The 17,208-nt window shown below is 56.9% G+C and carries 17 protein-coding genes; 10 read left to right on the top strand and 7 right to left on the bottom strand.

What is annotated here, in order from left to right; translation table 11 throughout:
• Positions 1-35 precede the first annotated feature (35 nt).
• Entirely contained in the window at positions 36-692 is a 657-nt protein-coding gene (locus JK213_RS10350) for a TetR/AcrR family transcriptional regulator (RefSeq protein WP_211571406.1), read from the bottom strand.
• Positions 693-800: 108 nt separating this feature from the next.
• Between JK213_RS10350 and JK213_RS10345 the strand changes: the two genes are divergently transcribed.
• Positions 801-1,367 carry a hydrolase gene (locus JK213_RS10345; RefSeq protein ID WP_211571405.1) on the top strand — a complete coding sequence of 189 codons (567 nt, stop codon included), beginning with the start codon at positions 801-803 and terminating at the stop codon, positions 1,365-1,367.
• Between the two features lie 48 nt (positions 1,368-1,415).
• Positions 1,416-2,834 carry a DHA2 family efflux MFS transporter permease subunit gene (locus tag JK213_RS10340; RefSeq protein WP_211571404.1) on the top strand — a complete coding sequence of 473 codons (1,419 nt, stop codon included), beginning with the start codon at positions 1,416-1,418 and terminating at the stop codon, positions 2,832-2,834.
• A 365-nt stretch (positions 2,835-3,199) separates the two neighbouring features.
• Here JK213_RS10340 and panB read toward each other — a convergent pair whose 3' ends face one another.
• On the bottom strand, positions 3,200-4,063 hold the full coding sequence (panB, locus tag JK213_RS10335; protein WP_062106044.1) for a 3-methyl-2-oxobutanoate hydroxymethyltransferase: 864 nt from the start codon (positions 4,061-4,063) through the stop codon (positions 3,200-3,202).
• Between the two features lie 69 nt (positions 4,064-4,132).
• On the opposite strand from panB, the gene JK213_RS10330 reads away from it, so the two are divergent.
• Positions 4,133-5,080, top strand: coding sequence for a ketopantoate reductase family protein (locus JK213_RS10330; RefSeq protein ID WP_211571403.1), 948 nt, complete (start codon positions 4,133-4,135; stop codon positions 5,078-5,080).
• Positions 5,073-6,032 carry an IS3 family transposase gene (locus tag JK213_RS10325; protein WP_211571402.1) on the top strand — a complete coding sequence of 320 codons (960 nt, stop codon included), beginning with the start codon at positions 5,073-5,075 and terminating at the stop codon, positions 6,030-6,032. Before JK213_RS10330 ends, JK213_RS10325 begins: the two co-directional genes overlap by 8 nt.
• On the opposite strand, the gene JK213_RS16090 is transcribed toward JK213_RS10325, so the two are convergent.
• The 3 genes from JK213_RS16090 to JK213_RS10310 all read right to left on the bottom strand — a co-directional run bounded on the left by JK213_RS16090 (position 5,996) and on the right by JK213_RS10310 (position 9,463).
• Complete coding sequence (locus JK213_RS16090; RefSeq protein ID WP_283091834.1) at positions 5,996-6,382, bottom strand: PAS domain-containing protein; 387 nt, start codon at positions 6,380-6,382, stop codon at positions 5,996-5,998. The genes JK213_RS10325 and JK213_RS16090 overlap by 37 nt on opposite strands.
• Before the next feature lie 79 nt (positions 6,383-6,461).
• On the bottom strand, positions 6,462-7,127 hold the full coding sequence (gene pdeM / locus JK213_RS10315) for a ligase-associated DNA damage response endonuclease PdeM (RefSeq protein WP_211571401.1): 666 nt from the start codon (positions 7,125-7,127) through the stop codon (positions 6,462-6,464).
• Positions 7,124-9,463: a ligase-associated DNA damage response DEXH box helicase gene (locus JK213_RS10310; RefSeq protein WP_249200572.1), complete on the bottom strand. Its 2,340-nt coding sequence runs from the start codon at positions 9,461-9,463 to the stop codon at positions 7,124-7,126. Before JK213_RS10310 ends, pdeM begins: the two co-directional genes overlap by 4 nt.
• Before the next feature lie 144 nt (positions 9,464-9,607).
• On the opposite strand from JK213_RS10310, the gene JK213_RS10305 reads away from it, so the two are divergent.
• The 6 genes from JK213_RS10305 to JK213_RS10280 all read left to right on the top strand — a co-directional run bounded on the left by JK213_RS10305 (position 9,608) and on the right by JK213_RS10280 (position 15,410).
• The gene (locus JK213_RS10305; RefSeq protein WP_211571399.1) at positions 9,608-10,645 is read left to right on the top strand and encodes a ligase-associated DNA damage response exonuclease; all 1,038 of its coding nucleotides are present in this window, start codon (positions 9,608-9,610) and stop codon (positions 10,643-10,645) included.
• Complete coding sequence (locus JK213_RS10300; RefSeq protein ID WP_211571398.1) at positions 10,642-12,237, top strand: cisplatin damage response ATP-dependent DNA ligase; 1,596 nt, start codon at positions 10,642-10,644, stop codon at positions 12,235-12,237. The genes JK213_RS10305 and JK213_RS10300 overlap by 4 nt, the downstream gene beginning before the upstream one ends.
• A 140-nt stretch (positions 12,238-12,377) precedes the next feature.
• A complete protein-coding gene (locus JK213_RS10295; RefSeq protein WP_231865306.1) occupies positions 12,378-12,845 on the top strand; it encodes a hypothetical protein in 468 nt (155 codons plus the stop codon).
• Positions 12,842-13,333: a hypothetical protein gene (locus JK213_RS10290; protein ID WP_211571397.1), complete on the top strand. Its 492-nt coding sequence runs from the start codon at positions 12,842-12,844 to the stop codon at positions 13,331-13,333. Before JK213_RS10295 ends, JK213_RS10290 begins: the two co-directional genes overlap by 4 nt.
• Positions 13,330-14,886 (top strand): cryptochrome/photolyase family protein, encoded by a 1,557-nt coding sequence (locus JK213_RS10285; RefSeq protein WP_211571396.1) that lies wholly within the window; start codon positions 13,330-13,332, stop codon positions 14,884-14,886. The genes JK213_RS10290 and JK213_RS10285 overlap by 4 nt, the downstream gene beginning before the upstream one ends.
• On the top strand, positions 14,883-15,410 hold the full coding sequence (locus JK213_RS10280) for a 2'-5' RNA ligase family protein (protein ID WP_211571395.1): 528 nt from the start codon (positions 14,883-14,885) through the stop codon (positions 15,408-15,410). Before JK213_RS10285 ends, JK213_RS10280 begins: the two co-directional genes overlap by 4 nt.
• Positions 15,411-15,449: 39 nt before the next feature.
• Here the strand turns inward: JK213_RS10280 and JK213_RS10275 are convergent, their stop codons facing one another.
• Positions 15,450-16,790: an aldehyde dehydrogenase family protein gene (locus JK213_RS10275; protein ID WP_211571394.1), complete on the bottom strand. Its 1,341-nt coding sequence runs from the start codon at positions 16,788-16,790 to the stop codon at positions 15,450-15,452.
• Positions 16,791-16,803: 13 nt separating this feature from the next.
• A complete protein-coding gene (locus JK213_RS10270) occupies positions 16,804-17,202 on the bottom strand; it encodes a DUF2141 domain-containing protein (RefSeq protein ID WP_249200530.1) in 399 nt (132 codons plus the stop codon).
• Positions 17,203-17,208: the final 6 nt, after the last annotated feature.

The raw sequence follows: 17,208 nt of genomic DNA, 5'->3' as shown, positions 1-17,208 counted from the left end.
AGATCGTGGAGCAAATACTGCACCAATCTGCGAAATTATGGAGCGGCATCCGTTGTGCTGTCTGAAGCGGGCCGAAACGGCGCCAGCCGGTTCGTAAGATAAAGACAGTGCATCCGCCGGAGCTCGTCAGGCGAGCCTGACGTCGTGGGCGCGTCCTGCGCGAGCATGCTGCGTAGCACTTTCATAGTGTTTAGAACGACCGCAGCAATATCTCTCGCCAGTGCTTCATCCAACCCTGGCGCACAGACACGCAACGCTGCCGCAATCCCGGCTATCGCATGTTCGCGTGCACGATCACGGATCTCCATCCTGTCAGTCCGTGCCTCCATCAGCGCGGACAGGGATTTCACGCGAGGATGAAGCGTGACAAGCAGTTCTATGAGAACGTCCGCCAGAGCGTCCGGGGACAGCGTGGCGGCACGTTTGGCGAGTGCCGCGTATTCGTCTTCCAGAACGGCGATATGCCGCTGCACAAGAGCGTCCGCCACAGCCTCTTTGTTTGGAAAGAAACGATAGAGCGAGCCGATTTTTGCTCCGGCGCGCGCGGCGATCTCCGCCATGGTCGTCGCCTCGTAACCTCGTTCCGCCATGAGGTCGGACGCGGCCTCCAGTAATTCCTCGACGCGCTGACGCCCAGCCGCGCGCATCGGCTGAAGAGACGTCCGTTTACCTCTTGACGAATTTGAGTCCATCCTCAAATAATACTCCTTCTTGAGTGTCTACTCAACTTACTAACGTTTCCACGTGTCCCGGAAAACGGTTCGGGATGGCGGTCAAACGTTAACAGGGAAGGTCTTGCCATGATTTCACTTCCAGTCACTAGGACGGCCCTCGTTCTGATCGATCTCCAGAAGGGCATTACAGGACTTCCCCTGGCTCCGACACCGGGTGCTTTGATTGTTGAACGATCGAAAGAACTTGCCGCGCGCTTCCGGGCAGCCGGAGCACCGGTCATTTTGGTTAATGTAGCGTTCGCACCAGATTTCGCCGATGCCGTGCATGCGGTCGTCGATCGCTCCTTTTCACCGCCTGGCGGCTTCGCACCGGACTGGGCAGAACTGGTTGACGGACTTGCCGAACCGACCGATCTACGCGTCACGAAAAGGCAATGGGGTGCGTTCTACGGCACGGATCTCGATCTTCAGTTACGGCGACGTGGTATCACGACCATCGTGCTCGGCGGAATCGCCACCAATCTGGGTGTGGAATCTACCGCCAGAGCGGCGCATGAGCATGGATACAACGTCGTGCTCGTCGAGGATGTCATGTCCACATTCACCGACGAGATGCAGCGCTTTGCCTGCGAAGAGATTTTTCCCCGTCTTGGCCGGGTGACGACGAGCGACGCAATCGCGCTGGATGCATAAACGCATGGCTCATGTCTGCCCGTCTCGCGGTTCCCAGCGAGATCATTCATGAACGCCAGAACGTCGTCGCCAGCCTTAGACCCGGATCAACTGCCTCCGGGCACCTGGAAAATCGTGAGCGTCGCGGCGGTCGGATCTTTCATGGCGCAACTGGACGCCACGATCGTCAATGTTTCGCTACCCGATCTCGTTACGAGCCTGCACGCTCCGTTTTCACACATTCAATGGGTGGTCAGCGGCTATCTGCTGGCGCTCGCCCTGACGTTGCCACTGAATGGATGGCTCGTAAGCCGCCTCGGGGGACGGGCGGTCTATTTATGGTGCTTCGGTGCCTTCACGCTGACATCAGGCCTGTGCGCACTAGCGTGGTCTGCGCCGTCCCTGATCGTATTCCGGCTGCTGCAAGGCATGGCGGGCGGACTGCTCGCCCCTATGGCGCAGATGACGGTAGCTCGTGTGGCGGGCCGACAGATGCCGAGGGTCGCGAGCGCGATGACGGCACCTGTTCTGCTCGCGCCGCTTCTTGGACCCGTCGTCGCCGGTGCCATTCTCTCCGTCGCGTCCTGGCGATGGATCTTTCTTCTCAATGTGCCGGTCGGGCTTGCGGCTTTTGCCCTTACCGTTCTGTTTCTCCCTGACGATCGACATGACGGGCGTTCCCGTCCACTTGACCTGACAGGGCTAGGATTTCTCGCGCCCGCTCTCGTCTCGTTTCTTTACGGCATGGATCATGTCGCCCGGCCTTATGGACAGGCGACCTTAGGCACGTCCCTCGTGCTGTTCGCCCTGTATGTCCGATCCGCGCGACGCAAGGGCGATGACGCACTGATCGACCTGCGCCTGCTGCGTGCGCCTGCCTTTTCGGTGTCGGCGATCATCATGTTTCTGACGAACGGGGTGTCGTTCGCCGGTCAGATGCTTCTACCCGTATGGCTGATCCACGCCTGCGGTGTTTCGCCCGAGCGGACAGGCCTGTTCATGGCGCCCCTGGGTCTGGGGATGATGTGCGTCTACCCGCTCATTGGCCGCTTGAGTGACCGGTTTGACGCGCGCGATCTGAGCGGTTGCGGGGCGCTGCTTTCACTGGCCGGGACAGTGATCCTGGTGATGCTCGCCTATAGTGGCCTGAACGTCGCCCTGCTTGCCATAGCACTGCTGTTGCGTGGAGGCGGCGGGGGCGCCGTAGGCATTCCGGCGATGAGCGCGGGATACGCTTCGATCGCACGTTCGGATATCCCGATGGCAACGACTGCGCTGAACATCATGCAAAGGATTGGGGGACCGACATTGATCACAGCGTGCGCCACATTCCTTGGGTGGCGGCTTTCGACAGTCGCTCCGTTTCATGTCGCATCACAGGCTTATGCCGAAACGTTTGGGGTTCTCACGTTATTTCATGGTGTTCTGTTGCTCGCCACGCGCTTCATCAAACCTTTGGAGAAGAACCGCCAGTTTGGATCGAATTGATGCTGTCACGCATTGAGGCTTGCCTGAGTGAATAAAAATCACCCAGACAAGATGGGTCAGCGTCTTTTACTTTAGGCTCATTCGTTTGTATTTCGGATTGTTCGACATGTACATGACTATAGCCTGTTTGTTCTGAGCGAACAGGCAGATCAGGGGAGGAAACAGAATGCCCGTTATCAGACGCTCCATAAGTAAAGCAGATATTTTAAACGCCCATGGCGAACGATGAAATTTTTTGTTTGTGTTCGACCCACCCCGAAAAGGACTTGATGTCAATTTCTAGCGAGATAATAGAATGTAAATCAGGCGACGCCAACATTTCCCTCTAGCCCCCCGATCCTAAAGGACTTCAGAGCTCGGGGAGCTTAAATTGGCTGACCAAAGCTATGCACCTGTGCCGGAAATTCTCCAGCCCGAACCTCCGCAGCATATTGTTCGATCGCCTGACAGGCCTGGTGTGAAAGATCCGCATAGCGTTTCACGAATTTGGGTCTGAAATCAGCAAAGGCACCAAGCATGTCATCCACGACCAGAATCTGTCCATCGCATGCAGGTCCGGCGCCGATCCCAATCGTAGGGATTGCAGTTGCTTGTGTAATCTCATAGGCAAGTGCTTGTGGTATCTTTTCCAATACCACCGCGAATGCGCCCGCGTCTGATACGGCTTGGGCATCGGTAAGAATACGCTGAGCATCCGGACCCTTTCCCTGGACCTTGTAGCCACTCAGAACATTGACCGCTTGCGGTGTAAGACCAAGGTGGCCCATAACAGGGATGCCTCGTGCGACAAGGAAGGCGATCGTCTCCGCCATATGTACGCCGCCTTCAAGCTTGACTGCTGCGGCTCCTGTTTCAGCCAGGAGACGGGACGCATTCCGAAAGGCCTGTGCGGGACTTTCTTCATAGGTCCCAAAAGGCAGGTCAATGACGCATAATGAGCGTGAGAGGCCACGCATTACAGCTTGACCATGAAGAACCATCATCTCCAGGGTCACCCCCAGTGTGGAAGGCAGACCATGCAGGACCATACCCAGGCTGTCTCCGACAAGAGTGACATCACAATGCTGGTCAACAAGCCGGGCTGTCGGCGTCGTATAAGCCGTCAGACATACGAGAGGAACGCCTCCCTTCCGCCCTTGAATGTCTGAAACCGTGAGGCTCTTTTCCGGTAGATTTGTGCTCACAGGATATCCCTTCCAGACCGTGTTCAACGAGTTTTGGGGTTGCATATGTCACGTTGCCCCTGTTTTACGCAAAATCTGAGAGGTACTCCCTGACAGATCTTATCGAGAGTTCACATGACTTCATCACGATATTCAGCCACCCTGATCGGAGCGGGATCCGTTGGTCTGGTGCTTGCTGCCTCTCTGGCAAAGGCCGACTGGGATGTATCGATTGTCGGCGCACGGACGCCTTTGAACAAAATTTCCATGCAGGAAAACGGAATTTCCTCACAATATTCGGTGAAGAGAGTCGACGTCAATCAAGACTTTAAGCCGCCAAGAGTGCTGATTATTGCGGTCAAGTCCCAGCAGGTTGAGACGATATCGCATTGGCTCCCAGCTTTTGATAGCCAAAATACGACCGTATTGGTGGCGCAAAACGGCATTGATCAGCGGCAGACTTTTCGAAAATATTTTTCTAATTCGCCCATTATTCCGGCAATTATTTACTTCAATGCACAGCGAGACAAACCGGGAAGCGTCAATCTGCGCAGAATCGGTCATCAGGACGTGTGCTTGCCTCAACAGGACCTAACACGACTGCTGGCCAGCGCATTCTCCACTGGCGGCCTTCGTGTCCTACTGACAGAGGATATCCAGACACGCCTATGGCTGAAACTTCTGGCAAACATTTCCGTCAACCCGTTGACTGCCTTAACCGGTCAGCCAACACGCATCATGCACCGTTCGGACATTGCGGACAGTGCGAGAGCCCTGATGCTCGAAGCTCTTCCTGTTGCCCAAGCAGAGGGGGCGAAGATTACAATACAGGATCTGGAAGACACCCTGAAATGGATATCCACCATCCCCCCAGAGAGTCGGAGCTCCATGCTTCAGGACAAACAGGCAATGGTTCCTTTGGAATATCAGGCTCTGACAGGAGCTGTGGTGCGAGCCGGCGCGCGGCACAGCATCCCAACGCCATTGAACGAGCTCGTTCTCTCTCTTTTGGCAGGATCTGAAATTGAACCGCCCCGGGATTGGCGGAGACCTATTCACCTGAGAAGAGGGTCTGATGAGTAATTCTGTGAAGAAGTTTTCTCCTGAAGTCCGTTCCCGTGCGGTGCGGCTGGTTCTGGAGCATGAGGGCGAACACCCGTCGCGGTGGACGGCGATGGTGTCGATTGCCGGCAAGATCGGCTGCTCGGCGCATACGCTGAACGAGTGGGTTAAGAAGGCTGAGGTGGAGACTGGCAAACGAGCCGGCGTTCCGTCTGAGACTGCGGATCGACTCAAGGCGCTGGAACGCGAGAACCGCGAGTTGCGGCAGGCTAACGAGATCCTGCGCAAGGCATCGGCATATTTCGCTCAGGCGGCGCGATGCACGGTCGCGCGGCTGATGCGTGATCTTGGCCTGCAGGGCGTTATCCGCGGCAAACCGAAGCGCACGACGATCAGCGACAAGAGCGCGCCCTGTCCGCTCGATCGCGTCAACCGGCAATTCAAGGCACCGGCGCCGAACCGGCTGTGGGTGTCGGACTTTACTTATGTCGCGACATGGGCCGGGTTCGTTTATGTGGCATTCGTCATCGACGTGTTCGCCCGATACATCGTCGGCTGGCGCGTCAGCCGGACAGCACATGCGGGCTTCGTGCTCGATGCGCTGGAGCAGGCGATCCACGCCCGATGCCCGTCAGGAGCAGGCAATCTTGTCCACCACTCGGATCGCGGCTCGCAATACGTCGCCATTCGCTACACCGAGCGCCTGGCCGAGGCCGGGATCGAACCCTCGGTCGGCAGTGTCGGAGATAGTTACGACAACGCCTTGGCCGAGACAATCAACGGTCTCTTCAAGGCCGAGGTGATCCACAGGCGTGGCCCATGGCGCTCGTTTGACGCCGTGGAATATGCCACTCTCGAATGGGTGGACTGGTTCAACAACCGACGCATCCTCGAACCCATCGGCAACATCACACCAGCCGAGGCCGAGCAACAGTTTTACACCGCTATGGACCACGTCCCACTGGCAGCATAACTTAAGAAAACCAGTCTCCGCCAATCCCGGGGCGGTTCACCTTGTAGAAAACGACAGTTTCTTCCGACCACTTCACTGACCTCATATCCGGTGAGGTCAAGAAAGGCATTATTTGCAAAGGCAATCGGGCAGTCGGGCAGACGCGGATCAGCCAAAATCATGGGCATTCTGGTCATTTCGACTGCTGCAAAGAAAACATTGCTTCTGTTTTCAAGCGTCGGGTCACTGATTTTTGTCTGCGCCCAATGGTGCGGCTCACGATCGCTCAATGTTGCCAGCTCCCCAGTCGAGGGATGTTTGGATAAATCTTGATTCATGAACTCTGCCGATGACGTGGGGCGCGTTTGCATAGCCTTCCATCCCACGCGGAAGAACGGAACGGCAACATAAATCTTGCTTCCGGGTAAAAATCATCCGTCTGGTTCTTTTCTAGGCAACCCGATGAACGTCATTCGTGCCCCAGACATATGCCGCAGATCCATGCGCAAACAGGTTGCTGATAACCGGAGCGGAGATGTCCAGACCTCCCGTATAGGTCCCCATCGCCGGCAGGATCAGACGTTCTTCTCCTGTGATAAAGCATGGGCGGCTCATAACGTGGCCCTTGCTTCGTATCCTGATCTTCGGATGAAGATGCCCTGCCAGTTCCGCATGGCCGGAAGGAATGACTGCAGATGGAATATGTCGAAGGAGAAGATTGCCACACCGGTATTCTTCAAGCCATTCGCCTGCGGCCTCTCGAACCGGACCCCCATCATGATTTCCTGTAATCCATAACGGAGCTACTTTCTGGCTGATACGATTAAGAAGAGCTCGTTCGGCGCCAAGAAGACGCTTCCCAGCGTAATGGTCATGAAAGCTGTCCCCAAGGGCTATCAAAAGTCGAGGCGTATACGTTTCAGTTAGCAGTAATACCCTCTCCAGCGTGGAAACCGTGTCTCCCGGCGGCAGCAGCAACCCGCGTGTCCGGGCAGATGTGCCTTTCCCGAGGTGAAGGTCAGCGACAACGAGTGTCTCAGTTTCAGGCAGAAGAACGGCACCACCGGGGAGAAGATGTATTCGCTCACCTGCGAGGGTAATCTCCCGGAATTTCATGCTTTTCCTGCTAGAACGTACAGCTTGTCAGCCTCAGCCAGCAGATAGTCTTCCCCTTCTCCTCCTTTAATTTTTTCACGCCCCTGTTCGAGAAGAACAGGAACGGCCAGCGGCGAGACATGGGACAGGGTAACATGCTCGATATGTCCCTGAATTCGATCCAGCATGGCGGACAAGCGCCCCAGATCGGTCAAACCTTCTTCTGCCTGTAGACGTGTTGCCCGCAGGAGGATGTGATCAGGATCATATTTTCTAAGAACGTCATAAAGCAGATCGCTACTAATCGTCATTTGGCGCCTGTTTTTCTCGCGTCCCGGATAATTACGCTCTACCAGCCCGGCAATAATGGCAACGTCCCTGAAAGTCCGGCGAAGCATGGCACTTTCGGCCAGCCAGTCCGTCAGATTGCCGCCCAGCAGATCCCTGCTGAACAGCTCCGTCATGGCGCCTGTAGGATGAACGTACCAGCATGCGACCATATAATCGTTCGCAACAAAGCCCAGAGGACCTTTTCCTGTTTCTTCCAGTCTTTTCGTCAGCAACAGCCCCAGCGTCTGATGTGCATTCCGTCCCTCAAAAGGATACGCCACGATGTAATGCAGTCCCCGATGGGGAAAGGTCTCGACCAGAAAGTTTTCCGGCCCGGGCAAACGGGAGCGGGCTGCCTGCAAAGTGAGCCAGTCCTGCACGGATTTTGGCAATACATCCCAAGCGGATGGTGTGTGCAATATTTCACGCACATGCCTTGCCAGATCAGGGGAGATGGAAAGCTGGTTGCCTCCGTAAACCGGCACACGTGGGTCTTTCCCCCGACCTCGGGCAGCCTGAACAGTCGTATCGTGCAGCCCCAGAAACTCAAGAAGCTCTCCGCCCAGCAAAAACGTATCGCCCGGCACAAGTGTCGAGGCGAAATACTCGTCAATTTCTCCATAAGGCTTTCCGCGCCGCGACTTGACGCGCAGCATCGGGGTATCAACGATGGTACCAATATTCATCCGACACTGCCGGATAATCTGCTCATTACGGACCCAGAGTTGCCCGAGTGAATCCCGGAAAAGACGTTGATGGCGTTCGTAGGCCTGCAAAGCATAGCCGCCATCTTCCACAAACTGGATAATTTCATCGAAATCAGCGCGGGAAAGCTGGCTGTAAGGAGCGGTCTGACGGACTTCTGCGAATAGAGTGTCCGGAAAGAAGGGCCCGGTACAGGCCGTGACCAACACATGTTGAGCCAGAACATCAAGGGCTCCTGCACGTGGAGGCTCACCATCAAGTTCGTGGCGCAAAACAGCTTCTTTGGCGGCTTCACATTCCAGAACTTCGAACCGGTTGGCCGGGGCAAGAAGTGCGCGCGAGGGTTCGTCCATCCGGTGGTTCGCGCGTCCGATCCTCTGGGTCAGACGAGAAATCTGCTTTGGTGCCCCGACCTGAATGATCTGGTCCACGGCACCCCAGTCCAGTCCCAGATCAAGCGAGGACGTCGCCACGACCGCCCGCAGGTCCCCCCGCGCCATGGCTTCCTCCACCCGCGACCGACGTGCTGCGTCCAGACTGCCATGATGAAGTCCGATTGGCAGATTATCGGCATTATCTTTCCAGAGTGCCTGAAACAGCAGTTCCGCCTGTGCCCGACTATTGACGAACACAATGGTCAACCTGGCACGCGCAATTTCTGCCAGAATGGCCGTAGCACTTCCCAGACCCGTGCGACCAGCCCAAGGAAGATAGCCCCTTTGGTCAGGCAAAAGCACATGAACATCCGGTCGTACGCCGTCTTCCGCTTTGACAAGGCGAATGTCAGCACTTTGCCCCGTTGGAGACACCCATGCAGCCATGGCAAAAGGATGTGCCACGGTTGCAGAAAGACCATTGATGCGTAGCACGGGTGCAAAAACTCTCAGGCGGCTGGCGCACAAAACGAGCTGGTCTCCCCGCTTTGTACCTGCCAGCTCATGGACCTCATCGATAATCAGCACTTTGAGCGTGGAAAAATATGTAGCCGCATCAGGATACGAGAGCAGGAGCGCCAGACTTTCCGGCGTTGTCAGCAAAATATGTGGCGGATTTTTCTGCTGCTTTTTCCGACGTGCTCCGGATGTGTCTCCGCTTCGGACCTCAACCCGGACAGGCAGATCCATCTGCATGATCGGACGGGACAGACTTTCTGCAATATTGGCCGAAAGCGCCTTCAGGGGACTGACATACAGCGTGTGTAGACCTTCGCAGGAACCGTCAGCCAGTTCGATAAGACTGGGTAGAAACCCGGCAAGCGTTTTTCCTCCACCCGTCGGCGCAATGAGGAGCGCGGACACGCTGTCTTCTGCCGCCTGCAACATGGCGAACTGGTGAGGTCGGGGAGACCATCCCTGTTGCGAAAACCAGCTCTGAAAAGGTTCGGGAAGATGTTTGCTCATTGGCGTTAAGGAACGCACACGCGTTTCGCGGGTTCTGCTGGCCGGACAAGACATGGAGAAAACCGGGTGGACTGGCTTGAATTGAAACCGGAAGGTCTTTTCTGCGCGCCTGGCGACTTTTACATTGACCCTCTTCAGCCAGTAGCCCACGCCGTCATCACTCACGGCCATTCCGATCATGCCCGACCCGGCCACAGGCATGTCACCGCCACGCCTGAAACACTGGCGATCATGCGTCTTCGGATGGGCGAAGACCGGGCGGGCCAGACTCAGCAAGGACTGGCTTATGGGGAAGTCGTCTCCATTGGAGATATAAAGCTCTGGCTTGCGCCTGCCGGACATGTTCTGGGAAGCGCGCAGATCGTTATGGAGTACCGTGGGGAACGCGCCGTCGTCAGTGGCGATTACAAGCGCGCGCCTGACCCGACATGCGTTCCGTTTGAGGTGGTTCCCTGCGATCTGTTCGTGACGGAGGCGACCTTTGGTCTTCCCGTCTTCCGGTTACCCGATCCCGCTCACGAGATCGCCAAACTGCTGCATGACGTGCGCCTGTTCCCGGAGCGCACGCATGTCGTGGGCTGTTATGCCCTTGGTAAATGTCAACGCCTGATCGCTTTGCTTCGAGAGAGCGGCTATCACGCGCCGCTCTGGCTCCATGGTACTCTTCTGCCGATGTGCAGTCTTTACGAAAGTTTCGGCATTCCGCTGGGGGAACTGCGCTCTGCAACAGCAGCCAAAAAAGGCGAAATGCGCGGAGGCATTGTTCTGGCGCCACCTTCCGCAATTGCCGACCGATGGGCGCGTCGCCTGCCAGAGCCGGTCGTGTGTCTGGCCTCCGGCTGGATGCATGTCCGACAGCGGGCAAAGGCGCGTGGGGTCGAGTTGCCTGTTGTCATCAGCGATCACGCCGACTGGGACGCCCTGCTGGAGACGTGCCAGGCCACGGGAGCGAAGGAAATCTGGGTCACGCACGGGCGCGAAGATGCTCTGATCCACGCATTAAGCCGGAAGCAGATTCGCGGCCGGGCCCTTCGGCTGATTGGCTATGAAGACGATGAGGAAGCCGCTGAACAGGAAGCTGCCGGTCAGGATGCCAGCATATGATCGAGTTCGCCACGCTTCTGGAACGTCTGGCCTTTACACCTTCGCGAAACATGAAACTTACCCTCCTCAGGGAGTATTTTTCCATGGCCCCGGATCCGGATCGGGGATACGCACTGGCCGCAATGGCGGGAAGTCTGTCTTTTACCGCGGCCAAACCAGCTATGCTCAGGGCGCTGGCCATGGAGCGTACCGATCCCGAACTGTTTGCCTGGTCTTACGATTATGTCGGAGACCTCGCAGAAACAGTTTCATTGATCTGGAAGCCGGAGCGCACGGAGCACGATATTCCGGCTCCTCCCGGGCTGGCAGAGGTTGTTCACACACTGGAGCGCCTTCCCAAGACAGATGTTCCGGACGTTGTCAGACAGTGGCTGGATGCGTGCGATACAACCTCGCGCTATGCCCTTCTCAAACTTATCACCGGCTCACTCCGGGTAGGCGCATCGGCTCGTCTGGCAAAAACGGCTCTTGCCGAGATGGCTTCTGTCGCCGCTGATGACATTGAAGAAGTCTGGCATGGCCTTAAGGCACCCTATAAGGAGCTTTTCGCCTGGGTCGAAGGAAAAGGGCCAAAACCGGATGCGAAAGATGCTCCTGTCTTCCGGCCTCCCATGCTGGCCCAACCTCTGGAAAATGTTGATCTGACCGCTTTCGATCCTGCCGAATGGCGTGCGGAATGGAAATGGGATGGCATCCGGGTCCAACTCGTTTCTACTCCTCAAGGAGAGCGGGTTTACACCCGCACAGCGGAGGATATCGGCAAGGCATTTCCGGACATACTGGCTATCCTTCAGGATCTGGGAAGTCGTGTCGTTCTGGATGGAGAGCTTCTGGTCGTCCAAGATGGTGTCGTCGCACCGTTCGCGGATCTCCAGCAGCGCCTGAACAGGAAATCGCCGACCGCTTCCATGCTCAGGGACATGCCAGCCGGTATCCGGCTGTACGATATCCTGTTTGAAGATGGCGAAGACCTTCGGTCCCTGCCCCTCGATATCCGGAGGCAGCGGCTGGAAAGCTGGTACGCGCGTCTGGAGCCGCCCCGTATGGTTCTCTCAGAGCTCATCTCGTTCCGCAACTTTGAAGATCTGGCCACGCTCCGCGAGAATGCCCGGAGCGAAGGTATTGAAGGACTGATGCTGAAAAAGGCCGACAGCCCGTATGTGCCCGGCCGTCCACGGGGACCCTGGTGGAAATGGAAACGTGAACCCCTGACTGTCGATGCCGTCGTTATGTATGCCCAACGTGGTCACGGCAAAAGAAGCAGCTTTTATTCCGACTATACGTTTGGCCTGTGGCGCACAGTCGAAGGAAAACGCGAGCTTGTTCCCATCGGCAAAGCCTATTCAGGCTTTACGGATGAGGAACTGAAGTTTCTGGACAAATGGGTCCGCGATCATACCACGAAACGTTTCGGACCAGTCCGGGAAGTCGCACAGGGGCTTGTGCTGGAAATTGCCTTTGACGCGGCTCAGTATTCCAAGCGGCACAAGAGCGGCGTCGCGCTCCGGTTCCCCCGTGTAGCCCGTATTCGACGCGACAAACCCGCAGAAGAAGCCGACGATCTGGAAGCCTTTATCAGGGCTTTCCTATAAGGATGGGACCAGATTTTCCAACGTGAATTCTTCCTGCCCGAAACAATCCGGAGACAGAGTCACGCGTTGGTGACCTGCCGAACAGACTTTGCATTCAAGCTGACTGATAAGTTGGCTGGGCCGAGGGAAACAGGAAGATCATGATTTCACGTCTCTGGAAGATTACGCTCGGGGGCGCGCTTGCTTCCTCCTCGGCTGCCTTGATCCTCAGTCGGATCAGGACAGGCTCTTATGGACCGGGCGTGAACTGTACCGCACACTGGCTGCACGGCGATGACGCCGCCAAAATCGGGAGACTGGATGTCTCCCATTCCCTCGCCGGCATCGCAACCAATACATCTGCCGTATTTTTCTGGGCCTGGTTCTATGACAGGGCCCTCGGTCGCAATCCGACGGTGATGCGCACACTGCTCTTAACGGCGGCTCTTGGTCCCGTATCCTGTGTGGTGGACTACAAAGCCACTCCAAAACGTTTCACTCCAGGCTGGGAACTCGTCTTCTCCCGTTCGGATATGGCGGTCATCTACCTGTCGATGGTCGTCGGCATGCTCTGTGGCACTCTCGGAAAATCATCGCCTCGCAAGAAGACCGAAGGCGACGAAGCATGACTCCCCGAATATACCACGGCGAGGAAGCTCAGGCGGACCATGTACCCCTTGAAGGCGGCCTGCTGGGATGGCTGGCCATCCTGATGCTGGCCGTCCTCCTGCTCTGTAGCCGCCTCACATCCGGGAAGATCCGGTCTTTCGTTTTCCGTCTGGCCCGGATCTGGGTTGCAGGTCTTTTCTGTTTTTTTGCTGGCGTCCATCGTGGGGCGAGTTTTTACAACCCGGAAGGGCCGCGTCTGTCTGATCCGCTGATTTTCCTGAGCATGCATTTCGGAGGGCTGGGGCTTGCGCTTCTGCCCTCGCGCACAGCATGGCGGATTGCGCCAGCCGGAATGCTTCTGACGCTTGGTGGAGACGTTTTCCTGGCCCGTCAGGACCGGCTTCCCCGGTTTTTTCTACGCCTGCGGCCGTTCCAGCTTCTGGTCGCGACAGCACTGATTGCTCTTCTTGGTTCGGCCGCACGCAATAACGTCGAGGCCCGGGGGTGACATTGCTGATCCCTGTTCTGGGAGACCAGCTTTCGTCCTCTCTTGCCAGTCTGCAGAATGTGGACCGAAAGACGTCCGTGGTGCTCCTCATGGAAGTCTGGGACGAAGCGACCTATGTCCGGCACCATAAGAAAAAGATCGCGTTCATATTTTCCGCCATGCGTCACTTTGCCGATGATCTGCGAGCAAAGGGCTGGACGGTCGATTATGTCACACTCGACGCGCCGGAAAATACGCACGGTTTCACAGGCGAGGTTGTGCGTGCAGCGAAAAGGCACCGTGCCACGCGTATCCGGACAGTCACAGGCTCTGAATATCGTGTCTGTCAACTCCAGCAGGAATGGGGTAAAAAAGCTGGCATTCCCTGCGACATTCTTGAGGATGACCGGTTCATCTGCTCGCGGGACGAATTCGAGCATTGGGCCAAAGGCCGCAGAGCGCTACGCATGGAGTATTTCTATCGCGAGATGCGCCTGAAAACCGGTCTGTTGATGAATGCTGACGGCACACCGGCGGGCGGTCAATGGAATTTCGATCATGACAACCGCGAAAAACCTGCCTGCCGCCTGAATTATCCTTCTCCAGAGCGTTTCAATCCCGATGATACGACCACAGATGTCCTGAAACTCGTGCAGCATCGCTTCGGTGAGCATTTCGGAGAGCTGGAGCCTTTCGCACTTCCTGTTACACGGCTTCAGGCCCTGAAGGCACTTGAAGCATTTGTTGGAACATCCCTCCCCGACTTTGGGCGCTACCAGGATGCCATGATGACGGGGCAGGACTATCTTTATCATAGCAGCCTCTCCCTTTGTCTCAACACGGGGTTACTGACTCCGCTCGAGGTCTGCACAGCAGCAGCCGAGGCCTACGAGCAGGGCGACGCCCCCATCAATTCGGTCGAAGGTTTCATTCGCCAGATCATTGGCTGGCGCGAATATATGCGCGGAATGTACTGGCGCGACATGCCCCGGTTTGCATCCCGGAATGAGCTGGCCGCTCGCAGACCCCTGCCTGAGTTTTTCTGGACGGGCCAGACAGACATGAACTGTCTGGCCCAGAGTATCGACCAGACAAAACGGGAAGCATACGCCCATCACATCCAGCGCCTGATGGTTCTGGGCAATTTTGCCCTTCTGGCTGGTCTAAATCCGCAAGAAGTCTCTGACTGGTTTCTGGTTGTATATTTCGATGCCTTCGAATGGGTTGAACTTCCCAACGTCATTGGCATGAGCCAGTTTGCGGATGGCGGGAAGATCGCGTCCAAACCGTATGTAGGTTCAGGCGCCTATATCAACCGCATGTCGGATTACTGCGGGAAATGCCGGTTTGACGTCGGACAAAAGACAGGCTCCGAGGCGTGCCCCTTCAACGCTCTTTACTGGGACTTTCTGGCACGGCACGAAACACGGTTTTCTCACAACATGCGCATGAAAAACATGTATGCAACGTGGCACCGTTTCAGCAGGGAAAGACAGCAGGAGTATCGCTCGAGTGCATCTGCTTTTCTCGAAACCCTCACCCCGGCTGCAGCGGGCTGGGCGCGTAAAGCGTGAGTCACTCTCTGTCCGAAAAACAGGACGCGCCCCTGATCCTGACCCTTGAGTTGGAACAGTCCATGCAGGACTGGGCGCAGTCCATGCGGGACCGCCACTTTCCCCAAGACCGCAATATTGTCCCTGCCCATATCACGCTTTTCCACGCCCTGCCTGCAGACTATGCAGACACCCTCCTGACGCATCTGACCGGATACCGACAGGCGCCCCGCGTCACAATCGAGGCGCCATTTCTGCTGGGACGGGGTGTGGCTTATCGTATCATCTCCCCTGAGATCAAAGTCGTCCGGGAAGAAATTGCCGCTCTTGTTCCGCCAGAACGCCGTACGGCACAGGATCGCGCGCGATGGTACCCCCATCTGACCATCCAGAACAAGGTTACTCCCCAGAAAGCCCGAGAGCTTCTGGAAAATCTCTTACCGGCATACAGGCCTGTCAGAACCTATGGAGCGGCCCTTCGCCTGTGGCGATATCTTGGCGGACCTTGGGAACTCCTCGTCCGCTTTCCGTTCTTACTCCCGTAAGAGCGTCTGAGGCGATTGTCTCGCAGTAGCCGACAAGGATCAGATCCGGCCATCCAGAGATTGCAAATATCGAGACTTCGTAACTCTGCGAGCCACCCGGGCGATGAAGCCAGACGCCTTTATAACCTGATCACTGCGGACCGACGTCACCACAGGTCGCGTTAATGCCAACAATCCCTCCGGCCCACGCGTCACTCCATAGCCACTTGCGCCCGCTCCTCCAAAAGGCAGTCTCGGATCCGCAGTCGGGACGATCAGGTCGTTGATGCAGATTGAGCCGGAGCGTATTCGTCGTGCCATTCGTGTGGCCTCAGGCACAGGTCCGAAAATACTCGCTCCCAGCGCATAAGACATTCCCGTGTCCAACATCAGGGCCTCTTCCATGTCTGACACACCTGTCACCGCCAGCCATGGCACGAAGATATCCGTATCCAGACGGTCGCTTAGCCCTTCCACCTCCGTGAATAGGGTCACACCACCAATTGTTTCCGCACGACCACCCGAAGCTTCAATCTGCTCCACCAATGCCGCGAGCCGCGCCTGGCCAGCACTGTCGCATGAGAGCGGTGGTTTTTGTGCCAACGTGGACCTTAGCAATGCCAGAAATTCTGCCTTGTCTTCGTGCCGGACAAAAACCCGATGCGGCGCGATACATGTCGCGCCGTTATTCAAACGGATCCCATAAGCAAGCCGACGAGCCACATATCCCAGATCAGCGCCCCGAAGCACAAACACCGGGTCTACGCCTGAAAGCTCCATGATCGTCGGCGTCAGTGTCCTGGTAGCACCCTCAAGCACTTGCCGCCCCGTCTGCACGGATCCCGTCAGCATGATCAGATCAAAACCCGCCGCAACTGCCTCAGCCCCTGAATCCGTTGGTAGAACCATACATACGGATTGGGGGAAACCAGCCTGCGCCAGAAGATCGACCAGCAAACGCGCCGCCGCCTCCCCCCCTAGGGCTGGCTTCAGAGCCACCACATTGCCCGCCACCAGAGCCTGCAAAAGCTGGATACCCGGCAGCATCAGCGGGTAATTCCCCGGTGCAAGGATCAGAACCGCCCCGTAAGGCCGCCGTTCCACATGCGACGTCACACCCGGCAGCCACAGCGGCCGCCCCCACATTCCTGCTGTGCGTGCTCGCAGAACTTTTTCTGCATTTCGCTCAAGAAACCTGCACGCTGCCAGCAACGGTAGCAACTCGGCCGTCCATGTCTCGATTGCCGGTCGTGCGGGAAACAGACTGGACAACATGCGCCACCTGCTGCGCAAAAGCCGACGGAACCGTCTGACCAGACGCAACCGAACTGTCATCGGCACCGCCTTCCAATGCTCTGCCGGCTGTTTCAGCCGGGCGACAACGTCGTCGGACACCGTCATCTGTGCGGTCCCCCTACTTCGTTCTCAAGGCTACGGAGAGCGCCGCATCCTGATTTCCAAGTGTAAAGGCCGCATCGGCAAACCGGGGTGGTCCGAAATGCATCGGCGGACTGCGCGAAAAGCCCAGTGGCTCCTTGGGCATCCCCAGAAAATTCTGATCCAGCTTCTGGTTGCCATTGCGGTCCTGAAAGGACTGAACCGCATAAACCCCAGGCCGGACATCCGCAAATGTTACGCTCACCTGCCCCGGCCGGGACGGTACGATCGCATGATACCCGCAATCCGGTGCCAGAAACTCCGCCTTCATACACACAGCCACGCGAATATTCCCGGTCGCATCAGGAATATTCGTCACCGTCACAGTCAGTGCAGCAGCCTGCACGGCACCGGGTAACAGAAACAAAAACAGCATCAGAGG

Origin of the sequence: Gluconobacter sp. Dm-44, from assembly GCF_018256175.1 — a bacterium.
In the GTDB taxonomy this organism is placed as follows: Bacteria; Pseudomonadota; Alphaproteobacteria; order Acetobacterales; family Acetobacteraceae; genus Gluconobacter; species Gluconobacter cadivus.
This window is presented reverse-complemented; position numbering and strand designations above follow the sequence as displayed.